Annotated in this window: 10 protein-coding genes and 1 pseudogene; 9 read left to right on the top strand and 2 right to left on the bottom strand. The window is 72.2% G+C overall.

Annotation, left to right across the window (positions count from 1 at the left end; genetic code table 11):
- Positions 1-25: 25 nt before the first annotated feature.
- Positions 26-1,051 (bottom strand): cyclase family protein, encoded by a 1,026-nt coding sequence (locus ACLBYE_RS26570; RefSeq protein WP_447696456.1) that lies wholly within the window; start codon positions 1,049-1,051, stop codon positions 26-28.
- Between the two features lie 325 nt (positions 1,052-1,376).
- Between ACLBYE_RS26570 and ACLBYE_RS26565 the strand changes: the two genes are divergently transcribed.
- The 9 genes from ACLBYE_RS26565 to ACLBYE_RS26525 all read left to right on the top strand — a co-directional run bounded on the left by ACLBYE_RS26565 (position 1,377) and on the right by ACLBYE_RS26525 (position 12,343).
- Positions 1,377-2,636 carry an ABC transporter substrate-binding protein gene (locus ACLBYE_RS26565; RefSeq protein ID WP_447696455.1) on the top strand — a complete coding sequence of 420 codons (1,260 nt, stop codon included), beginning with the start codon at positions 1,377-1,379 and terminating at the stop codon, positions 2,634-2,636.
- 18 nt (positions 2,637-2,654) lie between these two features.
- Positions 2,655-3,530 (top strand): branched-chain amino acid ABC transporter permease, encoded by an 876-nt coding sequence (locus ACLBYE_RS26560; protein WP_020095281.1) that lies wholly within the window; start codon positions 2,655-2,657, stop codon positions 3,528-3,530.
- A gap of 257 nt (positions 3,531-3,787) precedes the next feature.
- Positions 3,788-4,708, top strand: a complete 921-nt coding sequence (locus tag ACLBYE_RS26555; RefSeq protein ID WP_056524055.1) for a branched-chain amino acid ABC transporter permease — start codon at positions 3,788-3,790, stop codon at positions 4,706-4,708.
- A complete protein-coding gene (locus tag ACLBYE_RS26550; RefSeq protein ID WP_447696454.1) occupies positions 4,705-6,210 on the top strand; it encodes an ATP-binding cassette domain-containing protein in 1,506 nt (501 codons plus the stop codon). The genes ACLBYE_RS26555 and ACLBYE_RS26550 overlap by 4 nt, the downstream gene beginning before the upstream one ends.
- Before the next feature lie 297 nt (positions 6,211-6,507).
- Positions 6,508-7,749 (top strand): acyl-CoA dehydrogenase family protein, encoded by a 1,242-nt coding sequence (locus ACLBYE_RS26545; protein ID WP_447696453.1) that lies wholly within the window; start codon positions 6,508-6,510, stop codon positions 7,747-7,749.
- Positions 7,746-8,804 (top strand): phosphotransferase family protein, encoded by a 1,059-nt coding sequence (locus ACLBYE_RS26540; RefSeq protein ID WP_447696452.1) that lies wholly within the window; start codon positions 7,746-7,748, stop codon positions 8,802-8,804. Before ACLBYE_RS26545 ends, ACLBYE_RS26540 begins: the two co-directional genes overlap by 4 nt.
- 2 nt (positions 8,805-8,806) lie before the next feature.
- On the top strand, positions 8,807-9,583 hold the full coding sequence (locus ACLBYE_RS26535) for an SDR family NAD(P)-dependent oxidoreductase (RefSeq protein ID WP_447696451.1): 777 nt from the start codon (positions 8,807-8,809) through the stop codon (positions 9,581-9,583).
- Between the two features lie 220 nt (positions 9,584-9,803).
- Positions 9,804-10,574, top strand: a complete 771-nt coding sequence (locus ACLBYE_RS26530; protein ID WP_447696450.1) for an SDR family NAD(P)-dependent oxidoreductase — start codon at positions 9,804-9,806, stop codon at positions 10,572-10,574.
- A complete protein-coding gene (locus ACLBYE_RS26525; protein WP_447696449.1) occupies positions 10,571-12,343 on the top strand; it encodes a class I adenylate-forming enzyme family protein in 1,773 nt (590 codons plus the stop codon). Before ACLBYE_RS26530 ends, ACLBYE_RS26525 begins: the two co-directional genes overlap by 4 nt.
- Here ACLBYE_RS26525 and ACLBYE_RS26520 read toward each other — a convergent pair.
- Positions 12,310-12,601, bottom strand: a pseudogene (locus ACLBYE_RS26520) (hypothetical protein); the annotation flags it as partial. The gene ACLBYE_RS26525 and the pseudogene ACLBYE_RS26520 overlap by 34 nt on opposite strands.

Genomic DNA, 12,601 nt, shown 5'->3' with positions numbered 1-12,601 from the left:
CGCGTCCCGGGACCGCTCCCGATCCTCACACCGTGGCGATCGGCGTCGTCGGCGAGCCGACGGCGCCGGGCAGGCGCAGCGGCGGGGCGGTGAGCAGGAAGCGGTAGCGGCCGCGGGCCCGCAGCCAGTCGGCGAGCGGCGTCAGGTGCCACAGCTCGCCGAGATTGACCCCGAGCTTGAACAGGCAGTGCTCGTGGAGCGGCAGCGTCGCGCAGCAGGCAGGGCCGGGGCCGGCCGGGTAGGCCTCCACCGCGTAGTTGTCGGCGATCAGCGCGCACAGCCCGGTGCGGGTGATCCAGTCGAGGAGGCGCGGGTCGCGCCCGTCGAGCCCGGCGCAGAGGGTGTGGACCTGCTTCGGGTCCGGCGCGCCGCCCATGGCGATCAGCCGCTCGGCGAAGCCCGTGTGCAGGCAGACCATGTCGCCCGGCTCCACCACGACGCCGTCGGCCTCCAGGATCCGGGCGAGCTGGTCGTAGCCGACTTTGGCTTTGGCATCGCCGAGATGGGCGCGCAGGTCGATCATCACCGCCCGGCCCTGCATGCCGGTCTCGGCCAGGCGCTCGATCCCGAGCCTTTTCGCCCGGGACGGCTGGTCGGCGGCCTCCGGCGCGCTCGGCCCGACGATGTCGCGGCCGCCGCGGAAGCCGTTGTAGAAGGTCGGCGCGGCGCCCGCCCCGTCCGCGTCGAACAGCGAGCCGACATGGGCGAGCGCGTCCCACTGCGTCGAGTATTGCAGGTGGATCAGCGCGCGGTCGTCGCAGATCACGTCGGTGGCGCCGTCGACCTCCTCGCAGACCGGGAAGTTCATGTTCGGCCGGCCGTTGGCGCGGCGCGTCGGGGTGATCTGCGGCGGGTGGCGGCGCGGGTTCAGGACGTTGCCGCCCGGCAGGTCCAGCGGCAGGCTGAGGCAGAAGGTGACCCCTTCGCGCACCTCGGCGACGCCCTGCAGCACCTTCTCGGGGGTGAGCAGGTTCAGGCGCCCCAGCTCGTCGTCGGGGCCGAAATCCCCCCAGGTCGAGCCCTCGGGCCGCCGCGTCCAGCGCAGGGTCATGCCTGTGGTTCCCCTGCCCGTGCCGGCCGCGGAGCGGGCCGCTTCCCGAGGCTCCGGGGCCGCGGTCCGGGGCGAACCCCGGCCGCGGCCGAGCGTGCGTTCCTCACCGGACCGTGCCCTTCTTCGAGGCCGCCGGGCCCGCGCTTCGCAGGGCCGCGGCGAGCCTAGGATGCGGCGGCGCGCGGCGATACCCCGGGCGGAAAACGACTCGGTGCAAACGTCACCGGCCGGTCCCGACCGGCCCCTTGTGATCCGTCGGAGCGCGGGTACAGTCCGGGCCAAGCCCGCGAATATAAAATTCGGGCACTGGGATGAGGGAACGCCGATGTCCGAGACCGTGCGCGCCGCCGCCCGGGTTGCCCCGATTCGGCGCACGCTGCCCGCGCTGATCGCCGCGGGGCTGGTCGCCGCCGGGCCCGCCCGGGCCGCGGACCCGATCAAGATCGGGGTGATCGCCGAGGCGCAGTCCGTGGCCGGGGCCTCGATCCCGCAGGCCGTCCAGCTCGCCGCCGACGAGATCAACGCCAAGGGCGGCGTCGACGGGCGCCAGATCCAGGTCGTCACCTACGACGACAAGTCCTCCGCCTCCGACGCGGTCCGCGCCTTCCAGCGGGCGGTCTCCGAGGACAAGGTCAACCTCGTCATCGCCAGCTACATCTCGGAGGTCGTGCTGGCGCTGATGCCCTGGGCGGCCCGGCTCAAGACGCCGATGATCACGCCCGGCGCGGCCTCGAACGAGATCAGCGTCGCGGTCCACAAGGACTACGCGCGCAACAAGTACACCTTCCACGGATACCTGACCTCGCACGCCCTGGCGCAGGCCGTGTGCGACTCGGCCAAGGAGGTGCTGGTCGAGAAGCTCAAGGCCAAGACGGCGGCGATCATGAGCGAGGACGCCGCCTGGACCCGTCCGCTGGACGCCGCCTACCAGGAATGCCTGCCGAAATCCGGGCTCAAGGTGGTGGAGCACGTCCGCTTCTCGCCGGACACGGGCGACTTCACGCCGATCTACAACAAGATCGAGGCGGCCAAGCCCGACCTGATCGTCACCGGCATCGCCCATGTCGGCGTGCAGCCGACCGTGCAGTGGCAGAACCAGCAGGTGCCGATCGCCATGACGGGGATCAGCGGCCAGGCGACCTCCTCGACCTTCTGGGCCAACACCAACGGCGGCACGCAGGGCGTGCTGTTCGACAGCGTGGCGGTGCCGGGCGTGGCGCTCACCGAGAAGACGATCCCGTTCGCCGAGGCCTTCACCAAGCGCTTCGGCGGCGCGCCGTCCTACGCGGGCTACATGGCGTACGACGCCACGCACTACGCGGCGGAGGCGGTCAAGCGGGCGGGCTCCACGGAGGCCGACAAGCTCGTCGACGCCCTGGAGAAGACCGACTACGTCGGCACCGTCGGGCGCCTGAAATTCTACGGCAAGGACGAGCCGTTCACGCACTCGATCCAGTACGGGCCCGGCCTGATGACCAGCGTCCTCGGGCAGTGGCAGAACGGCAAGCAGGTGGCGATCTGGCCGGCCACCACCGCCAACGGGACCATGATCCTGCCCCCTGCGGTGAAGGCGGCGGGACGGTAGCCGGGCGGGGAGCGCGCGATGATCGGCCTCCAGATCCTCGTCGACGGTTTCGCGATCTCGTCCCTCTACGCGCTCGGCGCGATGGGCTTCACCCTGATCTTCGGGGTCTCGGGCGTCCTCAACCTGACCCACGGCGCCCTGATGGTCATGGCCGCGGTGGCGGCCTGGGCGGCCTCGGCGCTGTTCGGGCTCGGCTCCTACGCGGGCGCGGTGATCGGCATCCTGTGCGGGCTCGCGGGCGCGCTGGTCACCTACTTCGCGGTGGTCGCGCCGATCGAGCGCAGCCGGGCCATCCCGCGGGAGGAGAAGGAGATCTTCGTGCTCACGGGGACGCTGCTCTGGGGGATCATGATCCAGGAGCTGGTAGCCTACTTCTTCACCGACAACCCGAAGACCGTGCTGCCGATCGTCGAGGGCGTCTTCGAGATCGCCGGGGTGCGGACGCCGAGGAACCAGGTCTTCACCGCGGTGATCTGCTGGGTGGTGATCGGCCTGCTCTGGCTGTTCGTGAACCGGGCGCGGGCCGGCAAGGTCCTGCTCGCCGCCTCCATGAATCCGCGGGGCGTCACGCTGCTCGGCCACGACATGGGCAAGATCTACGTGGCGGTCTGGGCGATCTACGGCCTGCTCGCCGGCACCGCCGGGGTGCTGCTCGGGATGTTCCTCGGGGTGTCGTCGTACTCGGTGGGGCCGCTCACCGCGAGCGCCTTCTCGATCGTGGTGCTGGGGGGCCTCGGGAGCGTCACCGGCTCGCTGATCGCCGCCTACGTGGTGGGCTACCTCGAGACCGCCACCGCCTACCTGATCTCGCCGGCCTACCGGGTGATCCCGGCGCTGCTCCTGCTGGTCGCCGTCATGTACCTGCGCCCGCAGGGCCTGCTGGGGCGGCGGTGATGATGGAATCGGAGTGGGGCATCGACGCCGGCGGCAGAGCGCGACGCACCCCCTCTCCCGAGCGGGAGAGGGCTGGGGTGAGGGATGAGGAGGCTCCGGATGGAGCAGCCCATCCCCGGGCATTCCGCTCGCGCCTCGTCCTGCAAGACCTGATCCCTCACCCTGACCCTCTCCCGCACGGGAGAGGGGACCCGCGCCGTGCCCGCATCGCTTCGGGCAATCGGATCCCTCGCAGTCGGTCCCGGTCTGGCTAATCCATGAAGCTCCTCACCACCCCCGGCTTCTGGATCGCGGTCCTCGCCGTCCTGGCCGCCGCCACCCTGCCCTGGTGGGTCTCCGGCTACATCCTCGGCCTCCTGACCATCGCCTACTATTTCGGCGTGTTCTCCATGGCCTGGGACCTGCTCTTCGGCTTCGCCGGCGAGGTGAATTTCGGCCCGACCTTCCTGATCGGGCTCGGGGCCTACGGCGCCGGCATCCTCAACAACCGCTACGAATTGCCGATCCCCTACTGCCTCGCGGCCGGGACCGTGCTCGCCGTGGTCGGCGGCCTCGCCCTGGCGCTGCCGGCGCTGAAGGTCCGCGGCCCCTATTTCGGGCTGATCACCCTGGTGGCGGTCCTGCTCCTGCAGAACATGATCGTGGTCTTCTCCGGCCTCACCGGCGGCGAGATCGGCCTGACCGTGCCCGACGTCATCTCGATCGACGCCGACACCAATTACTGGCTGGCTTTGGGCTTCATGGCGGTCTCGGGCCTGATCCTCACGGCCATCGCCCGCTCGCCCGCCGGGCTGATCCTCCAGGCCGCCGGCCAGGACCCGGTGGTGACCGGGGCGCTCGGCTTCAACGTCGCCAAGCACAAGCTCGCGGCCTTCGCGGTCAGCGCCGCCTTCTCGGGCCTCGCGGGCGGGCTGGTGGTCTTCTACATGGGCACCGCCTCGGTCGGCACGCTGATCAACACCTCGGTCGGCGTGCAGGTGATCATCGCGGCGGTGCTCGGCGGCCGCCGCACCATCGTGGGCGCGGCGCTCGGCGCCGTGTTCCTGATCGCGGCGGGCGAGCTGCTGCGGCCGCTCGGCGGCCTCTCGACCTTCGTGGTCTCGGCGGTGGCCCTCCTCGTGATCCTGTTCGTGCCCTCGGGGCTGCTCGGCCTCGGATCGCTCCGGAGAGCCCGATGACCGTCGCCGTCGCGCCCCCGCCGGCCGTGTCGCCCGTCCTGGCCGAGCCCTGCCTCACCGTGCGCGGCCTGACCAAGCGCTACGGCGGCCTCGTCGCCGTCAAGAACATCGACCTCGACCTGCGGCCCGGCGAGATCCTGGGCCTGATCGGCCCGAACGGCTCGGGCAAGTCCACCGTGATGAAGCTGATCATGGGGCTGGAGCGCCCGAGCGCCGGCTCGATCCGCCTCGACGGCGCCGAGATCGGCGGGATGCCGGCCCACCGGGTGGCGCGCTCCGGGATCGGCCTCGTGTTCCAGCACGCGCGGCCGCTCCAGCGGCAGACCGTGCTGGAGAATATCAGCCTCGCGCTCCTGCCCGACAGCCTGATCCGGCTCGCCGCGGATCCCCACGTCGCGCGCCGAGCAAAAGAAATCGCCGAGCGCGTCGGCCTCGGCGCCGTCGTCGACCGGCGCCCCGGCACCCTGCCCTTCGCGGATCTGCGCCGGCTGGAACTCGCCAAGGCCATCGCCCGCGACCCCCGGGTGGTGCTGGTCGACGAGCCCTTCGCGGGCCTGACCGGCGGCGAGGTCGCGGCCTTCTCGGAGCTGATCCGTGGCTTCCGCGACGAGGGCAAGGCGGTGCTCCTCGTCGACCACAACGTGAAGAGCGTCGCGGCCCTCGTGGACCGGGTCTTCGCCATGTATCTCGGCGAGCGCATCGCCGAGGGCTCGGCCGAATCCGTGATGGCCGACCCGACCGTGCGCCGGGTCTATCTCGGCGGCAGCATCGAGACGGCAGCCCGGCCCGAGGCGGCGTTCAAGCCCGACTCGCTGCTCACCGTCGAGGGCGTCGACGTGCTCTACGGCAAGGCGCAGGCCCTGCGCGCCGCCTCGATCCACGTCCACGAGGGCGAGTTCGTCTCGGTGGTCGGCCTGAACGGCGCCGGCAAGACCACGCTGTTCAACGCCATCTCGGGCCTCGTGCCGCACACGGGCACGATCCGGTTCGACGGCCGGGACCTCTCCCGGATGAAGCCCGCCGCCATCGCCCGGGCCGGCATCGTCCAGGTGCCCGAGACCCGGGAGCTGTTCGGCGACCTCAGCGTGCGCGAGAATCTCGACCTCGGCGGCCAGCATTTCCCGAAGGCCGAGAGCGCCAGGCAGCGCGACTGGCTCTACGAGCTGTTCCCGATCCTCAAGGACCGCGAGACGCAGAGCGCCCGCACCCTGTCGGGCGGCGAGCAGCAGATGCTGACCATCGCCCGGGCGCTGATGATGCGCCCGCGCCTCCTGATCCTCGACGAGCCGACGCTCGGCCTCGCCCCAGTGATCCTGGAGCTGCTGTCGAAGGCGCTGGAGAAGCTGCGGCAGACCACGCCGATCACGGTGCTGCTCGGCGAGCAGAACGTCACCTTCGCGCTCCCCCACGCCGACCGGGTCTACGTGCTGGAGCAGGCGCGGATCGTCTGGGAAGGCCCGCCGCAGCGCTTCGCCAGCGAGATGGGATCGGCCTATCTGTGAGCGGCGGCGTGATGTGGGTCGATCGAGCGCCACGTTCGATTCGGGTCGGAGCGCGGGTCCCCTCTCCCGTGCGGGAGAGGGACAGGGTGAGGGATCAGGTCTGTCCAGAGAGGGCTCGACCTGACTGCGCGACAAGGGCGGGCTCGATCCTGTGGCTTCTCGTCCCTCACCCCAACCCTCTCCCGCACGGGAGAGGGGGCGCGTCGCGCCGTGGGTGAAGGCAATGGGAAGGCGGGCAGCCCGCGCACGCAAGCTCGGTGCGCTCGCCCGGCAGAGAAACCCTAGGGAGCGGACAAAGTGGACTTCACCCTCTCCCCCTCCCAGACCCACTGGCTGACCCGCGTCCGCGCCTTCATCGCCGACGCGATCCTTCCGGCCGCCGCCGCGGTGTCGGCCGAGCGCGCGCAGAGCCGCGAACCCTCCCCCACGATGGAGCGGCTGAAGGAGAAGGCCCGTGCCGAGGGCCTGTGGAACCTGTTCCTGCCGCCCTCCCCCGAGCACGACACCGACGACTATCGCGGCGCCGGCCTGACCAACCTCGACTACGCCCTCTGCGCCGAAGAGATGGGCCGGGTCGGGATCGCCTCGGAGGTGTTCAACTGCGCGGCGCCCGACACTGGCAACATGGAGGTGCTGCACCGCTACGGCACCGCGGCCCAGAAGGACCGGTGGCTGAAGCCGCTGATGGCGGGTGAGATCCGCTCGGCCTTCCTGATGACCGAGCCGGAGGTCGCCTCCTCGGACGCCACCAATATCAGCACGGCGATCCGCCGAGACGGCGACCACTACGTGATCGACGGCCGCAAATGGTGGTCGACCGGCGTCGGCGACCCGCGCTGCAAGATCGCGATCCTGATGGGCAAGACCGACCCGGAGGCCCCGCGTCACCGCCAGCAATCGCAGATCCTCGTGCCCATGGACACGCCCGGGGTTCGCGTCGAGCGCCTGCTCCCGGTCTTCGGCTACGAGGACGCGCCCAAGGGCCACGGCGAAGTGGTGCTCGACAACGTCCGAGTGCCGGCCGAGAACCTGATCCTCGGCGAGGGACGCGGCTTCGAGATCGCGCAGGGCCGCCTGGGTCCAGGCCGCATCCACCATTGCATGCGCACCATCGGGGTCGCCGAAGTGGCCCTGGAGGCCATGGCGCGCCGGCTCGTGTCCCGGGTCGCCTTCGGCAAGCGGATCAGCGAGCAGTCGGTCTGGGAGCAGCGGGTCGCGGAGGCGCGGATCGACATCGAGATGACCCGCCTCCTCTGCCTGAAGGCCGCCGACATGATGGACAAGGTCGGCAACAAGGGCGCCAAGCTCGAGATCGCCATGATCAAGGTCGCGGCGCCCCGGGTGGCGCTGAAAGTGATCGACGACGCCATCCAGGCCCATGGCGGGGCCGGCGTCTCGGAGGATTTCGGGCTCGCCAAGATGTACGCCCATATCCGCACCCTGCGGCTCGCCGACGGGCCCGACGAGGTCCACAACCGGTCGATCGCGCGGCTGGAATTCGGGCGCTACACCAACAGAAGCGAGGCGGAGCGCGCATGAGCGACGCCGATGTCTTCTCCGGCGTGAAGCCGGTCGAGCCGCGCCACCGGATCGACGAGGCGCGGCTCGCCGCCTGGATGGAAGGGCATGTGCGCGGCTACGCCGGGCCGCTCACCGTGCAGCAGTTCCGCGGTGGCCAGTCGAACCCGACCTACCGGCTCGACACGCCGGGCCAGGCCTACGTGCTGCGGCGCAAGCCCTTCGGCCCGCTCCTGCCCTCGGCCCACGCGGTGGAGCGCGAGTTCCGGGTGATCGGCGCCCTCTACGGCGAGGGGTTCCCGGTGCCGCGCCCCTTCGCGCTGTGCGAGGATTCCGACATCATCGGCGCGGCCTTCTACGTGATGGAGGCGGTCGACGGCGCGGTGCACTGGGACGGGGCGCTGCCCGGCCTCGATCCCCACGCCCGCCACCGGCACTACGCGGGCATGATCGCGACGCTGGCGCGCCTGCACGCGATCGACCCGGAGGCGGCGGGGCTCTCTGATTACGGACGGCCCGGCAACTACTTCGCCCGGCAGGTCGACCGCTGGACCCGCCAGTACCGGGCCGCCGAGGACGGGCGGCTGGAGGCTGTCGAGCGGCTGATCGCGTGGCTGCCCCGGACGGTGCCGGAGCAGCAGGGCGCCTGCGTGGTCCACGGCGATTACCGCCTCGACAACCTGATTTTTTCCCGCGACGGCGGCGTCAGCGCGGTGCTCGACTGGGAATTGTCGACGCTCGGCGATCCGCTGGCCGATTTCAGCTACCTGCTGATGCAGTGGGAATTGCCCGCCGACGGGCGCAGCGGGCTCGGCGGCCTCGACCTGCCGGCTCTGGGCATCCCCACCCGCGACGAGGCGGTGGCGCTCTACTGCCGGGCGGCGGACCGTAAAAACCTGCCCGACCTCGACTGGTACTTCGCCTACAACCTGTTCCGGCTGGTCGGCATCCTTCAGGGCGTGGCGGCCCGCGCGAAGGCCGGCAACGCCGCGAGCGAGCACGCCGCCGCCATGGCGGCGCGGGTGCCGAAGCTCGCCGAAGCGGCCTGGCGCTTCGCCGAGCGGGCGGGGGCCTGAAGATGGAGCTGTCCGGCCGCGTCGTCGCCGTCACGGGAGCCGCCCGCGGCATCGGCCGGGCGCTCGCGGTCGCGGCCAAGGCCCGGGGCGCGATAATCGTGGCCCTCGACCGCGACGGGGCCGGGGCGGAGGCCGTGGCGGCGGAACTCGGCGGCCGGGCCTTCGCGCTCGACGTCGGCGACGCCAAGGCGGTCGCGGCGATCCTGGCGCGCATCGAGGCCGAGACCGGGCCGGTCGCGCTCTACTGTTCCAACGCCGGCATCCTGGAACGCGACCCCGATCCGGATCTCGCCACCTCCGCCGACCCGGAGAGCTGGGCGCGCGCCTTCGCGGTGAACGTGATGGGCCATGTCCACGCGGCGCGGGTGCTGGTCCCGCTCTGGCGCGCCCGCGGCGGCGGCGCATTCCTCGGCACCGTGTCGGCGGCCGGGCTGCTCAGCCAGATCGGCAGCGCCACCTACGGGGCCACCAAGCACGCGGCGCTCGCCTTCCTGGAGCATATCGCCATCGCCCACGCCGAGGACGGGATCCGGGTCGCCGCCCTATGCCCGCAGGGGGTGGACACCGCCATGCTAGGGGAAGCCAGCGCCGCGTCGCGCGACGGCGTGCTGGCGCCGGAGGCCGTGGCCGAGGCCGCCCTCGACGGGCTGGCGGCGGGGCGTTTCCTGATCCTGCCGCACCCGCAGGTGGCGGAGTACGCCCGCCGCCGGGCCGAGGATCCCGAGCGCTGGCTCGCCGGCATGACGCGCCTGCGCCGGTCGATGCGGGCGGGGGTGTGAGGATGGAAGGCATCCGGCGAGATTGTCGACGGCCGGATGGGGCGCTGGTCCCCTCTCCCGTGCGGGAGAGGGACAGGGTGAGGGATCAGGTCTTTCCGGACAGCGCGCACCCCTCACCCCAACCCTCTCCCGCACGGGAGAGGGGGCGCGTCGCGACCTTCATATCCCGCGGAACGAGGATGGAAGCCGTTCGCCGCTTCATCCAGCGCAGAGCTGTGCCATGTCCCTGTTCGACCTGACCGGCAAGGTCGCCCTCATCACCGGCTCGTCGCGGGGGATCGGGCGGGCGATCGCCCTGCGCATGGCCGAGCACGGCGCCCGGGTGGTGATCTCGTCGCGCAAGCGCGAGGCCTGCGAGGCGGTCGTGGCCGAGATCGAGGCCGTCCATGGGGCCGGCCGCGCCGTGGCGATTCCGGCCAGCATCTCGGTGAAGGCGGAGTTGGAAACCCTGGTGGCCGAGACCGAGAACCGTCTCGGTCCCGTGGACGTGCTGGTCTGCAACGCTGCCAGCAACCCCTATTACGGGCCGCTCGCCGGCATCTCCGACGCGCAGTTCCGAAAGATCCTCGAGAACAACGTCCTGTCGAACCACTGGCTGATCCAGATGGTCGCTCCCGGCATGGTGGCGCGGCGGGACGGCGCGATCGTCATCGTCTCCTCGATCGGGGCGCTCAAGGGCTCGCCGGTGATCGGTGCCTACAACGTCTCGAAGGCCGCCGACCTCCAGCTCGCCCGCAACTACGCGGTCGAGTACGGCCCCGCCAACGTGCGGGTGAACTGCCTGTGCCCGGGGCTGATCCGCACCGACTTCGCCCGGGCCCTGTGGGAGGATCCTGAGATGCTGGCCGCCACCACGGACGCCGCCCCCCTGCGCCGGATCGGCGAGCCCGACGAGATCGCCGGCGCGGCCGTGTTCCTGGCCTCGGCGGCCGGCCGGTTCGTGACCGGCCAGGCGCTCGTGATCGACGGCGGGGTGACGATCGCGCGATGAGCCCCGATCCCCGCATCCCCGCCGGCTGGCCGGCCCTGCCCTTCCGCGAGGCCGAGGCGCGGCTCACCGCCTCAGGTGGGCCCTTCGCCATCGCCACGGTGCCGATCCGGGGCGTGCCGACCCGGATCTGGGAGAAGGCCCCGCCGACGCTGGGCGACCTGTTCCGGGTTGCGCGCGGCCACGGGGACAAGACCTTCGTGGTCTACCGGGACGAGCGCGTGACCTTCACGGGCTTCGCCCGCGCCGCCACCGCCCTGGCGCGGGCTCTGGTCGAGGCCGGCGTGCGCAAGGGCGACCGGGTCGCCGTCGCGATGCGCAACCTGCCCGAATGGCCGGTGAGCTATTTCGGCGCGCTGCTCGCCGGCGCCATCGCCACGCCGCTCAACGCGTGGTGGACCGGTCCCGAGCTCGCCTACGGGCTGCAGCATTCGGGCGCGCGGGTGCTGATCGCCGACGGCGAGCGCTTCGCGCGGCTCGCCCCGCACCTGCCCGAATGCCCGGCCCTGGAGCGGGTGTTCACCACCCGGATGGAGGCCGATCTCCGGGCGACGCCGCTCGCCGACATCGTCGGCCGGGTCCACGACTGGGGCGCCCTCCCCGACCTGCCCCCGCCGGACGTCGCCCTCGACCCGGAGGACGACGCGACCCTGTTCTACACCTCCGGCACGACCGGCAAGCCCAAGGGCGCGGTCGGCACCCACCGGGCGGCCGCCACCACGGTGATGGCCTACCCCTACTCGGCGGCGCGCAGCGCCCTGCGCCGGGGCGAGGCGCCGCCGAAGCCCGACCCGGCCGCGCCGCAGCGGGCGGCGCTGCTGGTGATCCCGCTGTTCCACGTCACCGGCTGCCACGCGAGCCTGGGGGCGGCCCTCTACGGCGGCCACCGGCTGGTGATGATGCACCGCTGGGACGCGGCCGCGGCCCTCGACCTGATCGAGCGGGAGGGCTGCACGAGCGCGGGCGGCGTGCCGACCATCGCGTGGCAGCTCGCCAACGCGGCCCGGGAGGCCGGCCGGCCGCTGCCGACCCTCGAGGGCGTCACCTACGGCGGCGCCCCGGCCGCCGGCGATCTCGTGCGGGCGCTGGGCGAGGCCCTGCCGCGGGTCGTCCCGGGCACCGGCTGGGGCATGACCGAGACCTCGGCGACCTTCACCCACCACCAGGGCGAGGATTACCTCGCCCACCCGGAATCCTGCGGACCGCCCCTGCCGGTCTGCGAGGTGCGGATCCTCGATCCCCTCGGGCAGGATCTGCCGCCCGGCAGCGTCGGCGAGCTGTGCGTGAAGGGCCCGAACGTGGTCCGCGGCTACTGGGACGACCCGGCGGCCACCGCGGAGGTCCTCTCCGAGGGCTGGCTGCGCACCGGCGACCTCGCCCGCGCCGACGAGGAGGGCTTCCTGACCATCGTCGACCGGATCAAGGACATGCTGATCCGCGGCGGCGAGAACATCTACTGCTGCGAGGTCGAGAACGCCCTCTACGCGCACCCGGACGTGATCGACGCCGTGGTGCTGCCGGTGCCCCACCCGACGCTGGGCGAGGAGCCGGGCGCCATCGTGGTGCTGGCCGAGGGCGCCGAGACCGACCCGGAGGCGATCCGCGCCTTCGCGGCCGAGCGGCTCGCGGCGTTCAAGGTGCCGGTACGGATCGAGATCTGGGACGGGCTCCTGCCCCGCAACCCCGCCGGGAAGATCCTGCGGGCGCCCCTGCGGGCGGTGTTCGCGGCGGGCTCAGCTCAGAACGGCTCGCCCTCGTCGTCCGGGCGATAGACCCGCAGGGTCCGGCCGTCGGGGAACTGCACCGTCCGGCGGTGGACCACGACGTAGCCGGCGGCCTGGGCGCTGCTCAGGCGGTCGAGGCGGTCGTCGGTGTAACCCTGGGTGTAACCCTGGGCGTAACCCGGTGCGTAGCCGTAGCCCGGCCCGTAATTGTAGGCCCGGTAGCGGGCGTAGCCCTCCGGGGGCGGCGGCGCGGCGGCGACGGCCTGCGGGGCGGCCCGGACGGACCGGGCCGGCGCCGCGGCGACG

The sequence above is a fragment of the Methylobacterium sp. A52T genome, from assembly GCF_053346095.1.
This window is presented reverse-complemented; position numbering and strand designations above follow the sequence as displayed.